Genomic DNA, 23821 nt, shown 5'->3' with positions numbered 1-23821 from the left:
CCCGGGGGCGCAATTAAAAATCTTTGTTTCCAATGCAAAGTTGCACCCTGCACATTGAATAAAGTAAACTCAACACTGCGGATCGCGCCAAACGCTGCTCAATTTCGGCACGACGCAGACGCGGCGCCGGTCGCATGATGACCTCGCGCACTTACTTTTTCAGAAAGATAGGTCGACGGTCCGGGTAATGACGCTCGACGCAAGCGCTGAGCGACGCCACGTGAGGATGTGTAGAAGCACCTATAATTTTAAAAATAAGTAGCTGGCGGGAGCTCCACCATGATCGCTAAATTGATCGACTATTTTATCCCCGAGGACTTTCCGGACCCTACCGGCATCGAAACGCGGCGCGCGCGCATCGGGGTGACGGTCACCATCTTCGCGGTCTTCTGGGCGAGCATGTCGGCGGGGGTCGCGCTGCTCGCGGGCACCTATCACGTCGGCCTGAGCTTGCTCGCCGGCACCGCGCTGATCGCGACCGCGCCCTTCGTATTGCGCGCCACCTCGAACCTCACCCTCGCCGGCCACTGCATCATCCTGCCGCTGTACTCCACGCTGCTGTGGATCACGTTTCTGACCGGCGGCCTCTACTCCCCCGCGCTCCTCTGGCTGGTGGTGATGCCCCTTCTGGCCTCCCTGCTACAGTCGAACCGCGCCGCGCTGGGCTGGCTCATCGCGGTATGCCTGACCTTCGCGTCCATCACGACCGCGACCGTGCTGGGCTATAATTTCAAACGCACCGACGCACCGCTGGTCTCCTATATCCAATTCGGTATCGCGTTGATCGGCCTGCTCATCATCACCTTCACCATCTTGCATCTTAAAAACTCGCTGCAAGTCTGGCTCTCCGATGCGCTTCGCCACAAAGAGGCCGAGACCAGCGCGGTGCTTGAGACCGCCCCCGACGCCATCCTTACCCTTGACCCGGATGGACAGATTCTAAGCGCAAACCGGGCGACCGCGCGCATTTTCGGGCGCGAGCGCCCCAATATTGTCGCCCAGAATATCCGCGACCTCATCGCCGAGCTCGACCCCAATGCCCTGGGCGAGGCCTTTGAAAATCGCGTCTTCGGCGAACCTGTCGAATATATCGGCCGGCGCGATGCCGCGCACGAATTCCCCCTGGAGGTCGCCTTCGGGCGCCACGACTCCCGCATCGTCCTGGTGCTCCGGGACATCACCGAGCGCCAGGTCGCAAACCAGGCCCTGCGCGACGCGCGCGACCAGGCCATCGAGGCGAGCCGGGCGAAGAGCGCGTTTTTGGCCAATATGAGCCATGAACTGCGCACCCCGCTCAACGCGGTCATCGGCTACTCCGAGATGATCAAAGAAGAGATCGAGCTGATGCGCGACGAGGGCATCGAGAGCATCGACGCGGTCACCGAATTCTTGCCCGACTTAAACCGCATCCGCACCGCCGGCACCCACCTGCTCTCGCTGATCAACGACATCCTGGACCTCTCCAAAATCGAGGCAGGAAAGATGACCCTGCACCTCGAAGAGTTCGAGGTCGCCGCGCTCATCGACGACATCCACAGCACCATCGCGCCGCTGGCAAAGAAGTCCAATAACGCGGTCAGCGTCGAACTTGACGAGCGCCTGGGCTATATGAATTCGGACGCCACCAAGGTCCGACAGATTCTCTTTAACCTGATGAGCAACGCCTGCAAATTCACCGCCAACGGGCGCATCGCCATTCGCGTGGCGCCGGATGATACATATGAGCAAATCGTCTTCGAGATCGAAGACACCGGCGTGGGCATGAGCGAGGAACAGGTCGAGACCATCTTTGAAGCGTTCACGCAGGCCGACTCCTCGACGACCCGCGAGTTCGGCGGCACCGGCCTCGGCCTGACCATCACCCGTCACTTCTGCACCCTGCTCGGCGGCGATGTCGAGGTCGAGTCGACCCTCGGCGAGGGAAGCCTATTTCGGGTGCGCCTGCGCACCAATATGGGCGGCGCCCATAGCCTGCATGCCGCCGAACTCGCCGACGCAGACTCCGCCCCCTCCTTCGACGCTCCCCCCCAGGCGCTCGACCTTACTGACGCCAGCCACACCGTGCTGGTCATCGACGACGACCCGACCATGCGCGACCTGCTGCGCCGCATGCTTGAGCGCGAGGGCTTCGCCGTGGCCACCGCCGCCAGCGGCTCCGAGGGACTGCTGCTCGCCGAGCAGCTGCACCCTGACATCATCACCCTCGACGTGATGATGCCCTCTATGGACGGCTGGAGCCTGCTGTCACTGCTCAAAGAGAACCCCGACCTCCAGGACATCCCGGTCATTATGGTCACGATGGTCTCGGAGAGCGCGCGCGGTTTCGCGCTCGGGGCCGACCACTATATGGTCAAACCGATTAACCGCCAGAAGCTCGTCGGCATCCTGAATCGGTACCGAAACACGTCGAGCGCGTTTCGAAATATCCTGCTCGTCGAAGATGACGAGCCGACCCGCGAGCTGGTGCGGCGCACCCTCGACGACAATGGCTGGGAGGTGCGCGAGGCCGAGAACGGTCAGCTGGGCCTGGACGCGCTGGAGCATTTCGAGCCCGACCTGGTCCTGCTCGACTTGATGATGCCCCAGATGGACGGCTTCGAATTCCTGCGCCGCTTCCGCACCCTCGATGCCTACCGGGGCGTGCCGGTCATCGTGGTGACCGCCAAAGAGCTCACCGACCAAGAAAAGATCAGGTTGCGCAAGGACGCCGACGAAATCCTCACGAAGGCGGGCCGCGTGGCCGGGCAAAACCCGCTCGAAGAGCTCCTCTCGCAGGTGCGAAAATACGCTAACGAGAAGTAGGCCACGCGGCGCATCAGCTCGCCCCGGGTCACGCCCGCAGCGAGCGCGACGGGTCTTCGGGCTCGAGCAAGTCGCGCGGCCAGGCGCCGCAAGTGGCGGCGGCCTCGTAGGTGCTCTCCAGGAATTGGCGCAGCACCGCCGCCGGGTCCGCGCAGCGGCGAAGGTCTTTGTAGAGCAGCACAAACTCCCCCAACTCCTCGCTATAAAACGCGTGCCGCGGGCGCACCGGATAATCCTTAAACCCGTCCGGCTCCGGGTAGGCGTAACTATAATATGCCGGCTCCGCCAGGCCGCCCTCGGTGCCCGGCCAGAACCCGCAACTGCTGCATTCGTGCGAATACGCCTCGCGGGTGACCCAATCTGCCATATTCGGCACGCCGCCCGGGTGCGGCGGCGCCTCGCGCAGCGAAAAGCGCGTCAGCGCCAGGTCAAAGCTCCCCCAGAAGAAATGAACCGGGCTGCTCTTGCCGACGAAGCCCGCGCGGACCTCCTGAAAGACCTGCTCCGAGGCCAAGAGCACCTGCCAGAACCGGTGGGCATGCTCCGGTATATAGGTGGCGTGTTGCTCATCTTCGGCGAAGGGAATCGGGTCCTCAATCTCGACCGGGTGCGGCCAAATCTCGACCTCAATGCCCAGCGCGTCCAGGGTCTCCATCACCTCACGATAAAACGTCGCGGTGGTCTTCGAGGTCAGCTCGATATCTGCCCTGCGCCCCGACGAAGTCTCAAAACGCAGCAGGTGGTCGATAAAATCGAAGTCAATCTGGAAGGCGCCGCCGTCCCGATACATCGTGGACGTCGTCATGCCGCGCGGGGTGATATAATAGGTCGAGTTCCACCAATGATTGATCTTCGGCGTGCAGGCCAGGCGAATCTTTCCGACGATCTGGGTCCACATATGCAGCGTCGCGTAGGTGTCCTTCCACTGCGCAAGCGGCAGCTCAGGCCATTGCTCCGCGCTAATTCCGGCGCTCACTTCTCGATGGGCCATGGTGTGCCTCCTCAATCCTAGATGGTGCAGCCGCAATGCGGCCGCGCGAACGCCCCTAAGTCTAGACACCTACCCCGCCGGTTTTAGTCTCCTCCCCGCTGGCTGATTCGCGGCGCCAGATAACGGGTTGGCCCTTCGCACGATTAAAGAGTAGATTGGCCACGATACACCGATGTCTGCTCCACACTATCGCGCGTGGTTTCTCCAAATGTCGCGCGCATCTCGACACGACCCGGAGGCACTATATGAACGCGATGAATCGCACGCTGCTTATATTGTTGGTGATGGCTCTCGGGGCGCTCAGCGCCTGCGACAATGCAAAAACACCGGGCGACCCGGCTCCCAGCGCGGCGTCGGCCGAAGCAGACAATCAAGCGCCAGAGAAGCATGATGATGATGATGACGACCATGACCACGACGATGAGCACGCCGAGAAGCCCAAAGGCGACCACCACAGTCATGTCGAGGGAGAGCACGGGCACGACCACGATAATTACGCGGTCAAAACCCCGGAATCGATCGAGGACCTTCCCGAAGGCATCAACGTGGTCGAGCACGAGATGCTCCTGCTCAATAACGCGATGATCGGCGTCTTCAGCCTCATCATCGCCAACCAACTCGAGAATATCCCGGCCACCATCTATAGCGTCCACGACGCCCGCGACCTCACCGAGCGCACCCTCGCCGCCGGAAAATACAAGACGCCCAAAAATAGCGACGACCTCGACGGCTTCATGAAGCTCGACGAAGCCTTCCACGCCGACCTGGTCGAGCTGGTCAACGCTGCCAAAAAAGATGACCTGAAGCTCACCACCGAAAAATACGCCGACGTCATCCAGGGTTGCACCGATTGCCACACCCAATACCGCTACTGACCCCCAACGCCCCACCGACACGAGACGAGTAAAAAATGCTCTTTAGCTCAAACTTCGACGAATTCGACCACGGCGCCCACCTGCGCCGCGCCTTTGAACTCGCCAACGAGGCCGCCGAGCGCGGCGATCACCCCTTCGGCTCGGTGCTGGTCCTGGACGATGAGATCGTGCTGACCGACTCCAATCGGGTCGTCACCGAGAACGACATCCGCCGCCACCCCGAGCTGCACCTTGCCCACCTTGCCTGCCAAAAATTCTCGGTCGAAGAGCGCGCGCGCATGGTCATGTACACCAGCACCGAGCCCTGCCCGATGTGCGCCGGCGGCATCCGCGCCGCCGGCCTGGCCCGGGTCTACTATAGCGTGGCGAGCCACGACCTCACCGAGCTCAACGGCTACCACACCCCGGTGCGCTCCGCCGCGATTTTGGAGGGCGTCACCCAGGTCGTCGGCCCACTGCTGCATAGCGAAGGTATGCGGATTCATAAGGATTATGGGTGGTGAGAAGTTGATGCTGTGCGATGAAAAAGCCGCCCTCACGGCTGTGAGGGCGGCGTTTTCATTTGAGAGCTGTCGCGCTACGCTTGATCAGCGATAGCGCCCCAAATAGGTCACTCCATCACCGGAGTCGTCCGAAATGGCGAGGTCCCCATCCTGATTTGCCGCCACCCGCCAGGCGCCCTCCGACATCGGAATTTCATCAATCACCTTCGGGTTGCTTCGGTCGCTCAGGTCAACCAACTGCACCCCGGCCTGACCGGCGGTCAGCACGTGGTTCTGATCAATCACCTCGATATCGTAGACTTCATTGCCGTCACTTAAATAGGCGAGATTATTGACCTCACTATCAAAGACCCCCAACCCACCCGTGCCTGCGGCGAGCAAGATGGTCCCGTCTTCCAGACTATCCAAGCGCCAGACGTAGTCGCCCTCGACTGACCAGGAGTCGTTGGCGATCAGCTGATTCCCGGCGACCGAGACTTCATAAAGCGTCCCCGAGCGGAAGCCGCCGGCGAGCACCTTATTGGCGCCGAAGTTGGTCACCGAACGGATATCATCCTGCAGGTTAAGGCTCGCGTCGACGCTCAGGTCAGGCCCAAAAAGCGCCAACCCGTGGTTGGTCTCGGCGCCCACGATGCGCCCGTCGCTCAGGCCCACATAGTCCTGGCGCTCGCCGCTGCGACCGCTGCTCTCACCCAGGTCGACTCCGCTCGAGATATCGACTCGATGCGTATAATAATTGGTTCCGTACAGCAGCGTATTCTCGTCGAGCACATAGAGGCCACCCATCGAATACTCATCCAGACTGGTCATGCGCGCATCATCGATGCTCGACGCGCTCCCCCCAGAAGTATCCCAACCCTCGATACACTTGGTCGTGCATCTCTCCGAATAGGCAGTGTAGAGTTTCGAACCCACCCAGACCATATGGGTGGTGCTCTCGGTAAAAGATGTCTCGCTTTTGCTCAACGCAAAGCTGGGAGTCGGGTCATCGCCGACATCATCGGAGACCCCGTCCGGTGAGGAGTGCGCGTCCTCGCCGGCATCACTTTGGTCGCCAGCATCGCTTTTTTCACCGGCATCGCTCTGATCACCGGCATCCGCTTCAATATTTTCACTCGTGTCTGAGTCATCGGAACAGGCAAGGCCAAGCGGGGAAAACAAAAGCAATAAAATAAGTAGTGTTCGTCCGGTTTGCATCCAATTCTCCATCATTAGATTCACAGTTCAACTCCTTACACGAGGAACGGAAACGATGTCCGTTCCCCTTCAAATACGCAGCAAGAAGTAATTTATTCATGATTGCACTTCAAACTCCGCGCCCCTTGAGTCGATCAGGCTGGTCCCCCCCCCTCCCCCGCATTTGCACAAACCCCGCCTTCCCTGATATTACCAACCTTCCACAGCGAAACTAAACTAGGGTTGGGATATGCCTGAGCTGAATTCGATCCTGTCCTATCTATACCCTACGGACTTCCGCCTACCCCTGTTTTGAGGCATCGAATGATCGCTCGATTGACCGAATATTTTATCCCCCAAGACCTCGCCGATCCCACGGGAGTCGAGGTGCGACGGGCGCGCATCGGGGTCATGATCACGTTCGTGACCATCTTCTGGGCGATGATTGCTGCGGGGTTGGGGGTGCTTTCCGGGGCCTATGAGTCGGTCTTGGGGTTGTTGGTTGGGATGCTCCTGGTAGGGTGCGCGCCCTTTGTGCTGCGCGCAACCGGCAACTTGAGCCTGACCGGTCACTTCACGGTGGCGCCGATCTATGCGGTTCTTTTGTGGACGATCTACCTCAACGGAGGGCTCTACGCTGCCCCGACTCTCTGGCTGCCGATCATGCCGCTGTTGGCCTCCCTCTTTCAGAAGAACCGCTCCGCGGTCGTATGGCTTGGGTTGGTCGTCGTCACCTTTATCGCCCTGATAGCCGCCAACTTGACTGGCTTTCCCTTCCCGGACAACCCGAAAACCCGGGCCTCCGACATGCAATTCGGAATCGCGCTCATCGGCATGGGGGTGACCACCTTCGCCATCCTCCACCTCAAGAATAACGTCCAGATCTGGCTGACCGACGCCCTTCGCCAAAAAGAAGCCGAGACCAGCGCGGTGCTCGAGACCGCGCCAGACGCGATCATCACCGTCGACACCGATGGCCAGATCCTGCGCGCAAACCGCGCGACCGCCCGCATCTTTAGCTGCGACCGCGACGAGATCGTTGGCCAGAATATCCGCGCCCTCATCGCCGACCTTGAGGCCCAGGCCCTGGTGCGCGCCGTCGAGTCCCACGCCCAGGGCGAGTCGGTCGAATTTGACGGGCAATGCAGCAAGGGGAACTCGATTCCCCTGGAGATCGCCTTCGGCCGGCTTGACGCGCGCATCGTGCTGGTGCTTCGCGATATCACCGAGCGAAAGGTCGCCAACGAGGCGCTTCGCAGCGCGCGCGACCAGGCCATCGAGGCGAGCCGGGCGAAGAGCGCGTTTTTGGCCAATATGAGCCATGAATTGCGCACGCCGCTCAACGCGGTCATCGGCTATTCGGAGATGATCAAAGAAGAGATCGAGGTCATGCGCGAAGACCAGGTCGACAATATCGAGGCCGTCACCGGCTTCCTCCCCGACCTCATGCGCATCCGCACCGCCGGCACCCACCTGCTCGCCCTCATCAACGACATCCTCGACCTGTCGAAGATCGAGGCCGGCAAGATGAACCTGCACCTTGAGGTCTTCGAGGTCGCGGCGCTCATCGAGGATATCCGCAGCACCATCGCGCCGCTGGCCACCAAGTCGAATAACACCCTGAACGTCGAGCTCGACCCGGGCCTGGGCTATATGAATTCGGACGCCACCAAGGTCCGCCAGATCCTCTTCAACCTGCTGAGCAACGCCTGCAAATTCACCAAAGACGGCGACATCACCATCCGCGTGACGCCCGACACCGACTACGAACACCTGATCTTCGAGGTCGAGGACACCGGCGTCGGCATGAGCCCGGAGCAGCTCGGCAAGATCTTCGACGCCTTCATCCAGGCCGACGGCTCGACCACTCGCCAATTCGGCGGCACCGGCCTCGGGCTGACCATCACGCGCCACTTCTGCGCCCTGCTCGGCGGCGAGGTCGAGGTTGAGTCAACCCTCGGCGAGGGAAGCCTGTTTAAGGTGCGCCTGCGCACAAATATGGAGCGCGAAGAAGCCGACGACACGCATCATGACGCCTCGGAGACCCACAACGCCGGCGCCAATGGCGCCGCAGAAGCCACCCCAAATACCGGCGCCGACACCGTGCTGGTCATCGACGATGACCCCACCATGCGCGACCTGCTGCGCCGGATCCTGGAGCGCGAGGGCTTCGCCGTGGCCACCGCGGCCAGCGGCTCCGAGGGCCTCTTGCTGGCCGAACATCTGCGCCCCGACGTCATCACCCTCGACGTGATGATGCCGCAGATGGACGGCTGGAGCCTGCTGTCGCGGCTAAAAGAAAACGCCGATCTCCAGGACATTCCGGTCATCATGGTGACGATGGTCGCCGAGAGCGAGCGCGGCTTCGCCCTGGGCGCCGACCACTATTTGCTCAAACCCATCAACCGCAAAAAGCTCGTCGGCATCCTGAACAAGTACCGCAACAGCTCGGCGGACTTCAAAAATATCCTGCTGGTCGAGGACGACGAGCCCAATCGCACCATGGTCCGGCGCACCCTGGACGACAGCGGCTGGGAGATCCGCGAGGCCGAGAACGGCCAACTCGCCCTGGACCTGCTCGATGACTTCGCCCCCGACCTGGTCCTGCTCGACCTCATGATGCCTCAGATGGACGGCTTCGAGTTCCTGCGCCGCTTTCGCGAAATCGAGGCATTTCAGAACACGCCGGTCATCGTCGTCACCGCCAAGGAGTTGACCGACGATGAGAAGATCCAGCTGCAGCGCGACGCCAACGAGGTGCTCGCCAAGGGCGGGCGCGCGGGCGGCGGAAATCCCCTGGAGGAATTGCTCTCTCAGGTGCGAAAATATGCGAGTGCGAAGTTAGGAGGCTAACCAGGCACAGGCGACCGCCGTTTATCTCTGTTCGGAAATCATACTGTCGCCAAGCGCTAAATTGCGGTTTTTAATTTTCTCCGGTATAGAAGCTCAATCAAAGCCCACAATAAGGGGGCATTCCACCGAGCCAATTCATCCCTCGAAGGTGTTGAGCGCCAGGGATTATTGCTATCGAGGACCTGTCATGTTTGCTCGAACCGTCGATTATTTCATCCCCGACAACTTTCCAGACCCCACCGGGGTCGAGGTGCGGCGAGCTCGCATCGGCGTGATGATTACCTTCTTCGCGATCTTCTGGGCCCTCGTAGCCTCGGGCTTGGGCATCATCACCGAGTGGTATGCGTCGACCATTGGCCTGTTGATCGGCACCGCCTTGGTGGCCTGCGCCCCGTTCGTGCTTCGCGCAACCGGCAACCTGAGCCTGACTGGGCACTGCATCGTGGCCCCCATCTATGCGGTGCTATTGTGGACCATCTACGTGGGCGGCGGGCTCTATGCGGCGCCCATCCTCTGGCTCCCCGTATTGCCCCTATTGGCGTCGCTCTTTCAGGAAAACAAGACAGCCCTTGTCTGGCTGGCGGTGGTGGTGGTCACCTTCTTGGGCATTTTGCTCATTACCCTATTGGAGATTCAATTCTTCCCGCCCATCGACAGCATCGAGGTCGCGCATATGCAATTCGGTGTCGCCCTGGTTGGGACCGCAGTGACGACCTTCGCGATCCTGCACCTCAAAAATAATGTGCAAATCTGGCTGACCGACGCCCTGCGCCAAAAAGAGACCGAGACCAGCGCCGTGCTCGAGACCGCACCCGACGCGATTATAACAATTGACACGGACGGACAGATCATTCGCGCCAACCGCGCCACCGCCCGCATCTTCGGCGGCGAGCGACAGGATATTATCGGTCAAAATATCCGAGAGCTGATCGCTGACTTCGAAGACCAGGCCCTCGTGGACGCGATGCGAGGAAACGCGCAAAATATTGGGGATTCCCTAGAATTCAGCGGCCTGCGATGCGACGGCGAACCGGTCCCGCTGGAGATTGCCTTCGGGCGCCACGACGCGCGCATCGTGATGGTGCTTCGCGATATCACCGAGCGAAAGGTCGCCAACGAGGCCCTGCGAAGCGCGCGTGATGAGGCGATCGAGGCCAGCCGGGCCAAGAGCGCGTTCCTGGCCAATATGAGCCACGAGCTGCGCACTCCGCTCAACGCGGTCATCGGTTATTCCGAGATGATCACAGAAGAAATCGAGCTGATGAGAGAAGACGAGGTCGACAATATCGCCCTCGTCACCGGGTTTCTCCCCGACCTCACGCGCATTCGCACCGCCGGCACCCACCTGCTCGCCCTGATCAACGATATCCTCGACCTGTCGAAGATCGAGGCCGGAAAGATGAATATCCATATGGAAGTCTTCGAGGTCACCTCGCTCATCGACGATATCCGCAGCACCATCGCGCCGCTCGCCAAAAAGTCCAACAATACCGTCACCGCCGAGCTCGACGCCGGCCTGGGCTTCATGAACTCGGACATCACGAAGGTCCGCCAGATTCTATTCAATATCCTGAGCAACGCCTGCAAATTCACGCGCCAAGGGCGTATCGACATCCGCGCGAAGCCCGACGAGGACTACACCCATATCGTCTTTGAGGTCGAAGATTCCGGCGTCGGGATGAGCGAGGAACAATTGGAGAAGATCTTCGAGGCGTTCACTCAGGCCGACAACTCGACCACGCGCCAATACGGCGGCACCGGCCTCGGGCTTACCATCACCCGGCACTTCGCCGCGCTGCTGGGCGGCCAGGTCGAGGTCGAGTCCACCCTCGGCCAGGGCAGCCTCTTTCGCGTGCGGCTTCGCGCCAATCTGGAGACATCGGCCGAAGGCACCGACGGCGATTCGGGCCGTCTGTCCGCCGCTGAGTTCGACGCCCCCGCGCCCCAACTACTGACCAACACGACCGCCGCCGGTGACACCGTTTTGGTGATCGACGACGACCCGACCATGCGCGATCTGTTGCGCCGGATCTTGGAGCGCGAAGGCTTCGCGGTGGCGACCGCGGCCAGCGGCTCGGAGGGCTTGCTGCTGGCCGAACAACTGCGCCCCGATATCATCACCCTCGACGTGATGATGCCCTCGATGGATGGCTGGAGCCTGCTGTCTCGGCTCAAGGAGAACTCGGAGCTGCGCGACATCCCGGTCATCATGGTGACGATGGTCGCCGAGAGCGCGCGGGGCTATGCCCTGGGCGCCGACCACTATCTTCTCAAACCCATCAACCGCCAGAAACTCGTCGACATCCTCGACGGCTACTGAAAGCCCTCGCGTAGACTCCGCAATATCCTACTCGTCGAGGACGACGAGCCCACCCGAGGCGAGCGCGCAGGCAGCGGCTCGCCCCTCGAAGAATTATTGTCCCAGGTGAGAAAATACGCCGATCAGAAAGAACACGAATTAACCGGCAGGTCGCGGGCCTCAAAGCCCTCGCCTCCCCACTAATTTCGAGGAGTCGAGGGCTGCAGATTTGCATTAGGGGTTCGGGCAGGCCAATGAAATTTCGACAGATTCCCCACGGTCGAGCTCAGGTGAAAGCTCGAGCAACGAGTCACAGGCATCTCCGCGAAGCGTTAATATCCCTCGCTCAATATTCAGCGAATACCCATCGGGCTCGTCCGCCTGAACCTGCTCACCATCAACTTTCACCCGAAGCCTCGCTCGATCTGCCTCCGATATTTGAAGTTCAATTTGACAGTCCACGATGCTGCCGATGATCTCGTCGAGCGCCTGAAACAAGGCCGTTCCATCAGGTGGGTAATAATAGGACAATTGAGGGGATAAGGACTCATAATTATCCATGCTGCTCGTGTCAGCGCCGTACCCAATCACCGCAAGAGAAGTGCTGCTGTCTTGGTTAAAGTGAGGCAAATAGTCGGTAATTATATAATTACCACAACTTATCGCTTTATCGTCGCTGATGAGAACCACGATATTTTTCGGATATCGAACAGAGGCGTCGCTCGCGTGCCTATACACGGTCTGTGACATAACCGAGTCCAGGGCGATGAGAGTTGCCGTGGAAGTCATGGGGACCAGGGCAACACGTCCCATTGAAGCATAGGAGCTTTTGATAGCCTCGGCACTGTGCTGGCCGAGCGCAAGGCTCTCCCCCCAGGACCCACCGCAACCTGCCAGCGGTCCAGTTACGGGGAATATCGACATACCAAAATTCATCCTCCCGCTATATTTATCAGCGGCCCGGTTCAGGGCTACCTTGAGCGAATTATAATTGCCGGTTTGGTCGAAATCGCGAGTGCGATCTTGGATGATATAGATATTGGGCTGGACGACTTCAAAATCCACCGCCGTATCGGTGCAACTCGGCCCAGCCTCGGCCGCAGTATCCGTGCCGCCATCAACGGTATCCGGTGGCGACTCCGCGTCCGGCGCGACCAGGACATCGAAGGGCGGCTGCGTATCTCCTTCGATAGGGGTGTCCGGCGTTATTCGGGTATCATTGAGTGTATCCCAGCGGTCTCGGACATCCTGAGCATCCTGAGTATCCTGAGCATCGAAATCATCCTCAAGATTGCCGAACGCGTCCTGTGGCTCGCCGCCCGTGCTGCCGCCAAACGCGTCGTAGAGCGCACATCCCGAGGAGGCCCCTGCGGCGATGGTTAGACCCAGAATGAGTGGATGAAAAAGATTTCGACTGAGGCGCAACGATGTGTTCATCGAGAAAACTCGTCGTTAAAGTGAAAAAGTGGAATTCCTCCAATTCAGCCCCGAATTCCCCCAAGAACCCAGAGTCTTCTTCACTAAAACCCGACGAATCACCGATACTATCGTCGAAGCTACTTCCAAGAACAAATACTCGCGTCTTACTATCACGAGCAGGCAGGTGGTGAATTGATTCACTTAGGATGCATTATCGACGCTCTGATGGCAACATAAGAACTCTTCTTTTTTAGACTTCAGCCTCCGATGGCTCACCGCATTTTTTCGACTGCGCCGGACGTCCCTCATGAACCCAAAGACCATCTTCCTTTTTAGCCTCTTCGCGCTCGCGGTATTCGCGGGATGCGCCAGCGACGAAAACTCAACGCCCGCGGCCGATATATCGGACGCCTCACCGGACACGACCGCCGACGCCGTTGATGTCGCTGATACGCTCGACGCAAAGCCGCAGTGGGTCGACGCCGAGCGGGCCTTTTCGTTGGTCGACCCATTTATCGGCACGGGAGGATTGGGCTTCGGCTATGCCGCGCTCACCCCGACCGCCCAGGTCCCCAACGGACTGGTAAAGCTCGGCCCAGACACCTCGAAAGATGGCAAATACTACCCCCAATCCCACTTCAGCGGCTATCATTATGATGACCCGGAGGTGCGCGGATTTACCCATCTTCACCTGGTGGGCACCGGCGCACCGGGGCTTGGAAACCTGAGCGTTTTGCCGGTCGCGACCGTCGACGCTGCCAAGCCCTGGGCGCAATATACCGCGCTCGACAAAGACAGCGAGCAGGCGGCTCCGGGCTATTATTCAGTTCACCTCCCCGACGCCGGCGTCACCGTCGAACTTACCGCCTCACTTCGCGCGGGCTTTCATCGCTATCGCAGCGACGCCGGCGGCATCACCCTGCTCTTCAACCCGGCCTCGAGCATCGTTACTTCGGCCGAAACCGAGGTGACGATGGCGGTCGACGGCCAGACCATCGAGGGTCATGTGGTCTTTGGCGGTGATTTCGCGACCCGAAGCGGCCCGTTCACCCTCTACTTTTCGGCGACCAGCGACTCCGCCCCCACCGCGGTCTCCACCTGGGATGACAGCGGCGTGAACGCTGGCGCGTCGAGCGCTCAGGGAGTCGAAGGCGGCGCGGTGCTCGACTTCAGCGACGCCGAGCAGGTTGAGCTGCGCGTCGGCCTCTCCTTCGTCGACCTCGACCAGGCGCGGCTGCACCGAAGCGAAGAGCTCGACGCCAAGACCTTTGAAGCCGTGCGCGAAGAGGCCAAAGCCGCCTGGCTCGACAAGCTCGGGCGCGTGCGCGTGCGCGGCGGCGCCGAAGACGACCTGCGCATCTTCTACACCGCCCTCTATAATGTGTGGCGCATGCCGACCCGACTCGACGGGGCGGACGGGCGCTACCGCGGCATGGACGACCAGATTCACCAGGTCAACGGCTCCAAATATTATTCAGATCTGTCGCTGTGGGACACGTTCCGCACCCTCCACCCATTGCTCACGCTCATCGACCCGGACCTGCAGCGCGATAGCCTGAACTCATTGCTCGCGATGAAGCGCGCCACCGGCTTTATCCCGCGCTGGCCGGCGCTCCAGACCTATACCAATAGCATGCTGGGGACGCCCGCCGACCAACTCTTCGCCGAAAGCGCGCTCAAGGGAATCGACGGCGTCGACTACCAGGAGGCATTCGACGCCCTACTCATCACAGCGACCCAACAAACGCCCCCCGGCTCGATCTTCACCGGCCGGCGCGCGGTCGCTCGCTACCTCGAGCTTGGCTACGTGCCCGACGACGAATTTAGCCAATCCGTCTCCCGCACCCTGGAATACGCATGGAACGATTGGGCGCTCGCCAATTTAGCCGATCACCTCGGCCGCGCCGAGGCGAGCGCGCTGCGTGAGCGTTCGGAGAATTGGAAGAATACATTTGAGGAGACGACGAAATTCATGACCCCGCGAAACGCCGATGGCAGCTTCGTCGTGATGATGAGCCACGGCGCTTTTAGCGAAGACCACTACACCGAGGGCAACGCCTGGCATTGGCGATTCTACCCGATCTGGCACCCCACCCAGCTCAGCGAGGCCTTCGGCGGCCCAAGCGCGCTCTACGAGCAACTCCACAAATTCTTCGACGACGCAGGCATCAACACCGACGACTATCTACCGCTGCTCCCCGATGGCAAATATTGGCATGGCAACGAGCACGATATCGGCGCGCCCTACCTATTCAACTTCACCGACCGCCCCGCCGAGGTCGGCAAATGGGTGCGCCTCATCCAATCCACCGCCTACGGCAGCGGCCCGGACGGGCTGGTCGGCAATGACGACGGCGGCACCCTGTCGGCCTGGTATATCTTCAGCGCTCTCGGCTTCTCGCCGGTCGCCGGCCACGACACCTATATGCTCGGCTCGCCGCTCTTCCCCGAGATCGAAGTCGACCTGGGCGACGGTAAAACCCTGCGCATTGAGGCCCCTGGCGCAGGCCCGGAGACCCCCTATGTCGTCGGCGTGAATGTGAACGGCCAAGCCCACGACGGCCCGTATTTTACTCACGCCGAACTGCAGGGAAGCACCGTCTATTTCGACATGGCTGCCGAAGCACCGGCGGCGGACTGAGCAGCAGTGCCCGCCCAACCTCGCCAATGCGCATGAGCATCGCCATCTACAACCCCTTGCTCGCCGAAATTCACAACCATAGAACTCCCAATATCGGCGCCCTCGCCATCCGCAACTTCAACGCCAGCCAGGCCAGGACCTATTATATTCGACTCGGAAGTTTTTACTCCAGCGACCTGACCGCGATGTACACCGGCGGCTCGGCCAGCAAGCCCAAAAGCCTCGACGAGCAATATATTATGCGCGTTGAACAATAATCAGCCCCCAGCCAAAAGGCCCGGAACCACGTGGTTCCGGGCCTTTTTGCGTCTAAAACCAGGCGCTCGGCGACTTCAAAAACTCCACCTCTTCGGCCGTTGATTCTCGCCCGAGGATGGCGTTTCGGTGGGGAAAACGCCCGAATTGGGCGACCACGTCTCGGTGTCGATTCGCAAAGCCAATGCGCTTTGCGATCTCTTCTTTTTGGGCGCCTTCGACCTCCTCATGCCAGGCCTGGTACAGCGCCACGCAGCGATCTTGCAGCTCCAGCTCCTCGCTATGCATCAGCGGCATATAGAGAAAATTACGGTGGGCGAACACGGCCTGCTTGTCGAGGCCGCGGTCAATGGCGTCGAGCGCCACGCCGAGCGCCTGCGCGTCCGAGGCATACATCTTCGCGCTGCCCCGATACATATTGCGCGAGAGCTGGTCGATGACGACCACATACGCAATCACCCCTTCGAGCGTCTCCAACCAATCCTCGCGCTCGCCGGCCACAATGGCCTCGTAGAGCCCCTCAAAACGCCGGCGAATCTCCTGGTCAAACGCCGCCACCTTCTGGCGCCAACTCTCGATAATCTCGGGGCTCGCGGACCCCTGAGGATCGAGCTCGCCGAACCAGAAATCCAGAACTTCATTGATTGTTTTTGCCTGCATGATCCTACTCCGATTTCCACCGAACACTCGTCGGGGATGACTCGCGAGCCCGAGCCCCGTCCCCACCATTACAACGCCCGCCCAAGATTCGAAACCTCCCAGCGGCTGACTGCACCGCGGAGATGGAACCTAATTGATAATGATTATCAATTGCATTTCCAATCAGACGCGTATATGAGCCGCCCCACGCAAGTTTTGCGTAATGTATTCGAACACAATAACGACCCACGGAGAGTCGATGATGAGATGGAACAAGAACGTATTTCGATGGATCTTTGTCGCGGCACTGAGCGCGTCATTGGTAGGCTGTGGCGGCGATGCTGATGCCGACAAATACGATGCACACCACGAGGCGCATGATGCGGGAAGCCATGACACCGCGGAGCCCCCGGCCGCGCGCGAAGACGCATCGGACGCAACGGAGGCGCCGGACGCGCTCGAAGACGCCGCGGATGCCCCGGTGGTCACGATCGACGCCCCTGAGGAAACGATGCTCTACGCCCAAGAGTTCCCCCTGAAGGCGGCTATCGAGTTCGACGGCGCGCTCATCGAGCACCATGTGTCGCGCAACGACAGCCCGGTCGAAGACGTCAGCCTGACGAGCACGACAAGTGGCTATCAGCTCGAAGCGATTATCCCGCTTCTGGTCGGCGCCAACGACATCTCGGTTGAGGTCATCGCCGACAATGGTGAGCGCGGCGAAGCGCGCATCTCAATCACCCGCGCCGAGGACACCGAGGCCCCAACCTTAAGCGGACTATCGCCGCATTACGCCCGCTCAGTGCTCGCTCGCCGGGTCATGATCACCGGCCAAGCAGCCGACAACCTTGGCGTCGCGTCCGTGACGCTGAGCGTTGGGGACACCCCCGCGCCCGCTACGCTCAGCGCGGATGGACGCTTCAGCGCGATGGTCGACCTGGCGCCGGGACCGAACGCAATCACGGTCGCCGCGACAGACGCTGCGGGCAATCAGGCCGAGTTATCGCACGCGCTGTATTTCGGCGCTCAGACCGCCGCTGGCGGCGCGCATAGCGGTGTGCTGCTCGACTCCGAAGTCTACGCCTGGGGCCGAAATAACCGCGGTCAGGTTGGCCTCGGGTATGACTCATCGCTCGGCGACACCGATCCCGCGCATCCGGTCAGCGCACACCATATCGAGGTCCCGGGCGAAGTCATCTCCATCGTGTTTAGCCAAAATAGCTCGTTCGCGCTCAACGCCGCCGGCGAGGTCTACGCTTGGGGGGACAACGCCGACGGCCAGCTATGCCTGGGCGAGGCCAATGACGGCGACCTCGATGAGACCCATCGCTACGCCCCCGAAAAGGTCGACTTCGAGCACACCGTCGTCGCGATCGCGCGCGGCTACGATCACACGCTATTGCTGACCGACCAGGGCAAACCCTACGCCTGCGGCGACAACGCCGACGGTCAACTCGGCGACGGCACCACCACCACGAGCGACACCCCCGTCGAGGTCATTGGTCTCGAAGAGGTCATCGCGATGACCGCTTCATCCTCTGCTTCCTATGCCCTGACAAAAGACGGCGAAGTATTCGCGTGGGGCGACAACGCCGATGGGAACCTCGGTCTGGGAACCAGCGACCGGGACCCACACAGCCAACCGACCAAGATCGACGCGCTGGCGGACATCGTCGAGATTGCCGCAGGCAAGGACCACGCGCTCGCGCTCAACGCCGACGGGCAGCTCTATGGATGGGGGCTCAACCGCTCGGCCCAGGTCGGCCCCGAGGGCATCGGCGGCTTCGAGGACGACGTGCTTGAGCCAACGCTGCTGTCGCCGAATATGACCGTCACCGGCGTGCTCGCCGGGGCCAATCAGAGCTTCGTGTACGGCGACAACGCCCGCGTCTATGGCTGGGGGCAAAACGGGTTTGGCAACCTGGGCATCCCCTCCGAAGAAGACCTCACAGGCCCGGTCGAACCTGTCTTCGGCGTCGAGAACCTGGTCGACGTCACCGTCGGCGCGCTGCACTCAGTGGCGCTTCGGGCCGATGGCCGCGTCTTTGCCTGGGGCTGGAGTTTTCAGGGTTCACTGGGCGCCGGCGAAAGTTCGATTGACCGGTGGAGCTACCGAATCCCAGTGCTCGTGGAGTTCGCAGAATGAGCACTACCCACCTCAACCACCTTCAGCGGTTGGCGTGGGCGGCGGTCGCGGCGGCGCTCTGGGCAGGTTGCTCGGACGCGCCGGCGCCAGCGTCGACCACGGACGCCAACTTTGACACAACCAGCGACCTCGCAGACGCAACTTCGCGTCCGGATGCTGGCGACGCCAGCGATACTCGGGAGAGCTCGGATAGCTCCGACACCTCGACGCCGCCGGTATCGGTCGAACATCTACTGCCACCGGTGGAGCAGACCGGCGGCGCATTAACCAGCGACTCGACTCAGTGGCGATTCATGGAGCTGGCGGACACCCTGGGGCTCGAGCAGACACTACGATTCTCACAGGGGCGCGAATTATTCGTGGCCGAATGGGAGCCTGCGCCCAGTTCGCGGCCCGTCATCGACGGACTCGGTCCTCACTTTAACGAGGTTTCCTGCGCGGGATGCCACCCATCGTCGGGGCGCCCGGCGACGCTTGGCCCCGACGGCCAGGTCCACCCAGGGTTGTTGATTCGTCTTGTCCGCGAAACCGACCAGGGAAGACTCCCCGATCCCGTCTTCGGCCCGCAATTCCAGCCTCGAAGCATCGCCGGTGTTGCCGCCGAGGGGCACGTGTCTTGGTACCCGACCGCCACCAGCAGCGACAACAACCATGGCGCGCCCCGCTTCTCCATCGAGCCACACCCAAGCTACGGCGCGTTGCACCCCGACACGCGCGCGCTCGGACGTGCGTCGCCGCATCTGGTCGGTCTGGGTTTATTGGATCTCGTCGCAGACGCGACCATCCTGGAGGCCGCCGACCCCGAGGACGCCGACGGCGACGGCATCTCGGGGCGCCCGAATATCCTCGACGACGGCCGCCTCGGCCGCTTCGGTTGGAAAGCACTGCAGCCCACGCTGCGCGGACAAAGCGCCATGGCGCTCGCCCAGGATATGGGCATCACCTCACCCGAAGTCATGGCCGAAAATTGCAGCGCGTCTCAGCACGATTGCCTGCAAAGCCCAAGCGGTGGCTCCCCCGAAGTCGACGAACAGGGGCTCGCCGCCCTGGTTGAATACCAGCGCTATATCGGGGTTCCGGCGGTAAGGCGCCACGCGGGCAGAGCGACGCTCGAAGCCGGGGCGCGCCACTTTGACGCCGCAGGTTGCACCGGCTGCCACCGCCCGAAGTTGGTCACGCGCGCGCTGCCGGACCGACCGCTGCTCTCCGAGCAGATCTTGCACCCGTTCACCGATCTGCTGCTCCACGATATGGGCGAAGGTTTAAGCGACCCCGCCGGCGAAGGAAACGCCGGCGCGCGGGAGTGGAGAACCGCGCCTTTGTGGGGATTGGGACTAGTCGAATCGCTCAACCCAAACGCGCGATTCCTGCACGATGGGCGCGCCCAAAACTTGGAAGAGGCGATCTTATGGCACGGCGGCGAAGCCGACCCGGCGCGCCGCTATGTCGAGGCGCTCAACGATGACGGGCGCCGGGCGCTGCTCGAATTCGTACGCTCGCTCTAGGCTCCGCCCCCGGCGACTTCGGTCGTCGGGGGCACCCACTCGCTTCGGCCCCGCCTCAACCGATCATATTGACTTCCCGCTCCAGGCGAATCCCGTAGCGCTCAAAAATATCGTCGATAATTCGCTCGGATAACGCATAGATCTCGGCCCCCGTCGCGTCGCCATAATTCACCAGGACCAACGCCTGCCTTTTGTGCACGCCGCAAGCCCCGAAGGTCTTCCCCTTCCATCCCGCCTGGTCGATCAACCAACCCGCGGGGACCTTCACCGAGTCTTCATCGACGGGATAAGACGGCATCTCCTCAAAGCGTTTCTTCAACGCAAGGAATTGCGCGTGCGGGATAATCGGGTTCTTAAAAAAGCTGCCGCCGTTGCCGATCTCGGCGGGGTCCGGGAGCTTGGAGCGGCGAATCGCGATGACCGCGTCGCTCACATTCTTAATCGTCGGCTGCGCGATCTGGCGCGCCGCCAGTTCCTGCTCAATCGTGCCATAACTGGTGTTGAGCACCGGCGCCTTCGATAAGCGAAAACTCACGGAGGTTATGACATATTTCCCCCTTAGCTCCCGCTTAAAAATACTATCGCGATACCCAAAATCGCAGGCATCCAGGTCGAAAGTGCGCGCGGCGCCCGTGGCAATTTCGACCGCCTCCAGCGACTCAAAAACGTCCTTAATCTCGACCCCATAGGCGCCGATATTCTGAATCGGACTCGCCCCAACGCTCCCCGGGATAAGCGACAAATTCTCGACGCCGCCCAGCCCCTGTGCGATCGCGAAGAGCACGAATTCATGCCAATTCTCCCCCGCGCCAACATTTAAAACGACCGAGTCTTTGTCCTCGTCAACCCGCTCAATCCCGGTGATCAAATTGCGCAGGGTGACCCCCTGGAAGTCGCGCACAAAGAGCATATTGCTGCCCCCGCCCAGGATGAGCAATTCTCGCTCACCGACATCGCTGAGCAGCGCGCGTAGCGCTTCGACGGAGGAAAACGCCGCGAAATATTGCGTTCTCGCCCGCACCCCGAAAGTAGTAAAGGGGGCGATATCTATATTGTATTCAAAGTCTTTCATGATGATTTTGCGGGTTTTGGGATTTGTCCGACGATGCGATATAGAATGACGCATCGCCGACGCGTTGCAATACAAGACGCGCCCGGAACCTACAACGCCCCGCTTTACCTCGCGTCGCGCGCTCCACCAAAGAGATAGCACCGATGGACCTGACCCAATATATGCCTGCGATGCCGCTCTCATTGCTCGAGATCATCCTCATCGCCCTGCTGCTCGCGATCATCGGCCGCGTCGTCTTTAGACTTTTGCAATGGCGACCCGGCAGGCCCCAAAAACCCGCTCGCCCCAAGCGTCGCGCGTCCAAAGCCCGCCTCAACGCCGCGGGGTGGACGCTGCTGGTCGACGGCAGCAACTTCGCGCATCGCGACGCTAAAGGTGGCACGACAAAGGTGCGCTTAGACTATTTGATGGAGGTCCTGCGTGTATTGGAGCATCGCTTTAAGAACGCCAAAATCAAGGTCTTCTGCGACGCCAACCTTCGCTATAAACTCAATAAAACCGACCAGCCTAAGTTCATCGCCGAGGTCGAGCGCCGAAAGCCGCGCTTCTTCGAAACCCACGGCAAATCCGCCGACGATGTGCTGCTACAATACGCGCGCAAGAATAAAAAATGCATCATCGTCTCCAACGACCGCTTCAGCAAAGGCGATGAGCCCGCGCTCCGCATCGGCACGCCTCTGCTAAAAATCAGCATCTCCGCCCGAGGCGTGCGCCTCCCCCTAAAATTCGACCATTTTCGCGACCCCGACCGCCCCTCGAAGAACTCCCGCACACCCTTGAACGAACTCTTTTAGAGCCCGCGAGCGCCGGGTCGAAGTTCAACTCTTCAACGCGCGCATCAGGTTCACAATGATCCGAGCCGAACGCCGCGCCGCCGGGTTCTCAATCTCGTCGACCCAATAATATTGCAGCCAATACTCGGCCTCCTCCACGCTGGTCCGCGTCACAAAACCATGCGCGACCAGCGCGTTTAGGACCCGCTCAAGAGCCCGCGAATCCTCGCGGCTTATGTCATAGCCGCGGTAGATCTCTTGCCGGGCATAGATGGCGAAGAAGAACCCCGCACCTTCGTCGCAGCCGTACTCAGCCCGAAGGTGCGGGGCGTCGGGATGTTGAAGTTCAAAGCGCATCGTTCATGGGCTGTCGGACAAGCAGGAGCCAACGGTGCGCTCGAAGCGCCCCAGATGAAACTCAGCCGGCCGAATCGGCGCAAAGCCATACTCGAAGGTGAGCTTGCCCGCCTGAATATCGGGCATCGATGTTGAGTTGACGAAGTCCTGGACAAAATAGGATTGCCCGGCGCTCGCCCCCTCAAAGGCGCCGCTTCGAAAGAGACCGCTCATATAGTCATCCATGCGCTCCTCCAACTCCTGGCGGAGACTCGCGTCGTTGACGCGCCAAAAAATATCGCGGACCCCGGCGCGCATGCTCGCGTCGATAAGAGTGGCGAACCGGCGCACTGACACATATTTCATATGGTTATCGTCGCGCTCAAGGGTGCGCGCGCCCCAGATAACCGGGGCGCCCGACAAAACGCGCAGCGCGTTGATATTCAAAGATAGAAGATCACTAATCTCGCTATTATCGAGGGCCTGAGCGAAGCCATCGATGCTCTGAAAAGTCGCGGTTGGCCCCGCCGGCGCCGTCCAAATACCCCGTTCGAGCCCCAGGCGGGCGATGACCCCGGCGACCGCTCCGGATGGTGCGACCTCCAGGGGCGTCGCCCCAGCGGTGCTGACTTTAAGCCACGGGTGGTATAGCGCGACGCGGTTACTATGAATGGTCACCGGCGCGTTGAAGCTCTGTGTGGTGGTAATCTCCTCGACGCTTAACCCTGCGGGTAGGTCGCTGATCCACAACAAATCAGTGGCCTGCGCTCCCTGAATAAAGGTTCCCATGCGCCCATAGGCCAACGCTCGCTCGCCGGCGTCCTGGATCCCGGAGAGCCCCGGCACCACGATCATCGCGGGTTCACCAATCCCGGCGAGCCGCTCAAGCTCCACTGATGTCGGAACATCCGAGGCCGTTGGTGCGACAAAGGCCCGCTCGCCGCCGTTCTCGAAGTAGAGATAGACTGACCAGGCCATCGCATCGGCGTCCGCGGGCGGACCGGCGGTGGAACCAACGCCAAATTGGCTCTGATACGCCGCGTAGCTATCGACTTCGACTGGCCGCTGAGCGCCCGACACGGGGACCGGCCCCACAAAGACCGTCGCCGAAATATCTATATCGTGAATCGGCCCCGGCGCGATGGGGTTCTCGCAGGGGTCTTCCACCGGGTCCGGCGTCGTGTCCGCCGTGTCGGCATCTCTAGCATCCCCCGTGTCGCTTATATCCGCGTCATCAACCACGTCCGTCGCATCGCTGCCCGTCGCGTCGCTGCCCGTCGCGTCGCTGCCCGTCGCATCACTGCCCGTCGCATCACTGCCGGTGGCATCGCTGCCGGTCGCATCGCTACCCGCTGCGTCGGAGCGACCGCCAGTATCCAACACACCAGCGTCCGGCCCTGCATCCGCCAGCTTATCGTCGGCCCCGCTATAATCACAGCCGGCCGCAGATGCCACGAGCAGCAAAGCCCCGAGCAATGAGATATATTTTCGCTTCAGAGCCGATCGTTTCATCGCAAACTCATCTTTATTAGGAAC

The 23821-nt window shown here is 61.0% G+C and carries 17 protein-coding genes; 10 read left to right on the top strand and 7 right to left on the bottom strand.

Annotated elements, in window-relative coordinates:
- Positions 1-279 precede the first annotated feature (279 nt).
- A complete protein-coding gene (locus DN745_RS05075) occupies positions 280-2802 on the top strand; it encodes a hybrid sensor histidine kinase/response regulator (RefSeq protein WP_111332719.1) in 2523 nt (840 codons plus the stop codon).
- A 28-nt stretch (positions 2803-2830) separates the two neighbouring features.
- Here the strand turns inward: DN745_RS05075 and DN745_RS05070 are convergent, their stop codons facing one another.
- Positions 2831-3793: a DUF5996 family protein gene (locus tag DN745_RS05070; RefSeq protein WP_111332718.1), complete on the bottom strand. Its 963-nt coding sequence runs from the start codon at positions 3791-3793 to the stop codon at positions 2831-2833.
- 245 nt (positions 3794-4038) lie between these two features.
- Here DN745_RS05070 and DN745_RS05065 point away from each other — a divergent pair, with 245 nt between their 5' ends.
- On the top strand, positions 4039-4668 hold the full coding sequence (locus tag DN745_RS05065; protein ID WP_111332716.1) for a cytochrome c: 630 nt from the start codon (positions 4039-4041) through the stop codon (positions 4666-4668).
- Positions 4669-4703: 35 nt separating this feature from the next.
- Positions 4704-5171, top strand: coding sequence for a nucleoside deaminase (locus DN745_RS05060; RefSeq protein ID WP_111332714.1), 468 nt, complete (start codon positions 4704-4706; stop codon positions 5169-5171).
- Between the two features lie 84 nt (positions 5172-5255).
- On the opposite strand, the gene DN745_RS05055 is transcribed toward DN745_RS05060, so the two are convergent.
- The gene (locus DN745_RS05055; RefSeq protein ID WP_162687465.1) at positions 5256-6368 is read right to left on the bottom strand and encodes a ligand-binding sensor domain-containing protein; all 1113 of its coding nucleotides are present in this window, start codon (positions 6366-6368) and stop codon (positions 5256-5258) included.
- A 303-nt stretch (positions 6369-6671) separates the two neighbouring features.
- Between DN745_RS05055 and DN745_RS05050 the strand changes: the two genes are divergently transcribed.
- Complete coding sequence (locus tag DN745_RS05050; RefSeq protein ID WP_111332711.1) at positions 6672-9200, top strand: hybrid sensor histidine kinase/response regulator; 2529 nt, start codon at positions 6672-6674, stop codon at positions 9198-9200.
- A gap of 187 nt (positions 9201-9387) precedes the next feature.
- Complete coding sequence (locus DN745_RS05045) at positions 9388-11520, top strand: ATP-binding response regulator (protein WP_111332710.1); 2133 nt, start codon at positions 9388-9390, stop codon at positions 11518-11520.
- Positions 11521-11733: 213 nt separating this feature from the next.
- Here DN745_RS05045 and DN745_RS05040 read toward each other — a convergent pair whose 3' ends face one another.
- Positions 11734-12936 (bottom strand): hypothetical protein, encoded by a 1203-nt coding sequence (locus DN745_RS05040; protein WP_111332708.1) that lies wholly within the window; start codon positions 12934-12936, stop codon positions 11734-11736.
- Between the two features lie 289 nt (positions 12937-13225).
- Here DN745_RS05040 and DN745_RS05035 point away from each other — a divergent pair, with 289 nt between their 5' ends.
- Both DN745_RS05035 and DN745_RS05030 read left to right on the top strand, forming a co-directional pair.
- Positions 13226-15559, top strand: a complete 2334-nt coding sequence (locus tag DN745_RS05035; protein ID WP_111332707.1) for a GH92 family glycosyl hydrolase — start codon at positions 13226-13228, stop codon at positions 15557-15559.
- A gap of 32 nt (positions 15560-15591) precedes the next feature.
- Positions 15592-15816 carry a hypothetical protein gene (locus DN745_RS05030; RefSeq protein WP_133622095.1) on the top strand — a complete coding sequence of 75 codons (225 nt, stop codon included), beginning with the start codon at positions 15592-15594 and terminating at the stop codon, positions 15814-15816.
- A 52-nt stretch (positions 15817-15868) separates the two neighbouring features.
- Here the strand turns inward: DN745_RS05030 and DN745_RS05025 are convergent, their stop codons facing one another.
- Positions 15869-16474, bottom strand: a complete 606-nt coding sequence (locus tag DN745_RS05025; protein WP_111332704.1) for a DUF924 family protein — start codon at positions 16472-16474, stop codon at positions 15869-15871.
- Between the two features lie 238 nt (positions 16475-16712).
- On the opposite strand from DN745_RS05025, the gene DN745_RS05020 reads away from it, so the two are divergent.
- Together DN745_RS05020 and DN745_RS05015 are read left to right on the top strand one after the other, a co-directional pair.
- A complete protein-coding gene (locus DN745_RS05020) occupies positions 16713-18599 on the top strand; it encodes an RCC1 domain-containing protein (protein WP_162687464.1) in 1887 nt (628 codons plus the stop codon).
- Positions 18596-20104: a di-heme oxidoredictase family protein gene (locus DN745_RS05015; RefSeq protein ID WP_111332701.1), complete on the top strand. Its 1509-nt coding sequence runs from the start codon at positions 18596-18598 to the stop codon at positions 20102-20104. The genes DN745_RS05020 and DN745_RS05015 overlap by 4 nt, the downstream gene beginning before the upstream one ends.
- A 55-nt stretch (positions 20105-20159) precedes the next feature.
- Here DN745_RS05015 and murB read toward each other — a convergent pair whose 3' ends face one another.
- Positions 20160-21176, bottom strand: coding sequence for a UDP-N-acetylmuramate dehydrogenase (gene murB / locus DN745_RS05010; protein WP_111332699.1), 1017 nt, complete (start codon positions 21174-21176; stop codon positions 20160-20162).
- 143 nt (positions 21177-21319) lie between these two features.
- On the opposite strand from murB, the gene DN745_RS05005 reads away from it, so the two are divergent.
- Positions 21320-21970: a type II toxin-antitoxin system VapC family toxin gene (locus DN745_RS05005; RefSeq protein WP_111332697.1), complete on the top strand. Its 651-nt coding sequence runs from the start codon at positions 21320-21322 to the stop codon at positions 21968-21970.
- 24 nt (positions 21971-21994) lie between these two features.
- On the opposite strand, the gene DN745_RS05000 is transcribed toward DN745_RS05005, so the two are convergent.
- Together DN745_RS05000 and DN745_RS19885 are read right to left on the bottom strand one after the other, a co-directional pair.
- Positions 21995-22306, bottom strand: coding sequence for a hypothetical protein (locus tag DN745_RS05000; protein WP_111332696.1), 312 nt, complete (start codon positions 22304-22306; stop codon positions 21995-21997).
- 3 nt (positions 22307-22309) lie between these two features.
- Positions 22310-23797, bottom strand: coding sequence for a phage tail sheath family protein (locus DN745_RS19885; RefSeq protein ID WP_111332694.1), 1488 nt, complete (start codon positions 23795-23797; stop codon positions 22310-22312).
- Between the last annotated feature and the right edge of the window lie 24 nt (positions 23798-23821).

The organism is Bradymonas sediminis, assembly GCF_003258315.1.
In the GTDB taxonomy this organism is placed as follows: Bacteria; Myxococcota_A; Bradymonadia; order Bradymonadales; family Bradymonadaceae; genus Bradymonas; species Bradymonas sediminis.
The sequence above is the reverse complement of the archived record's forward strand: the minus strand, read 5'-3'. Positions and strand labels throughout refer to the sequence as shown.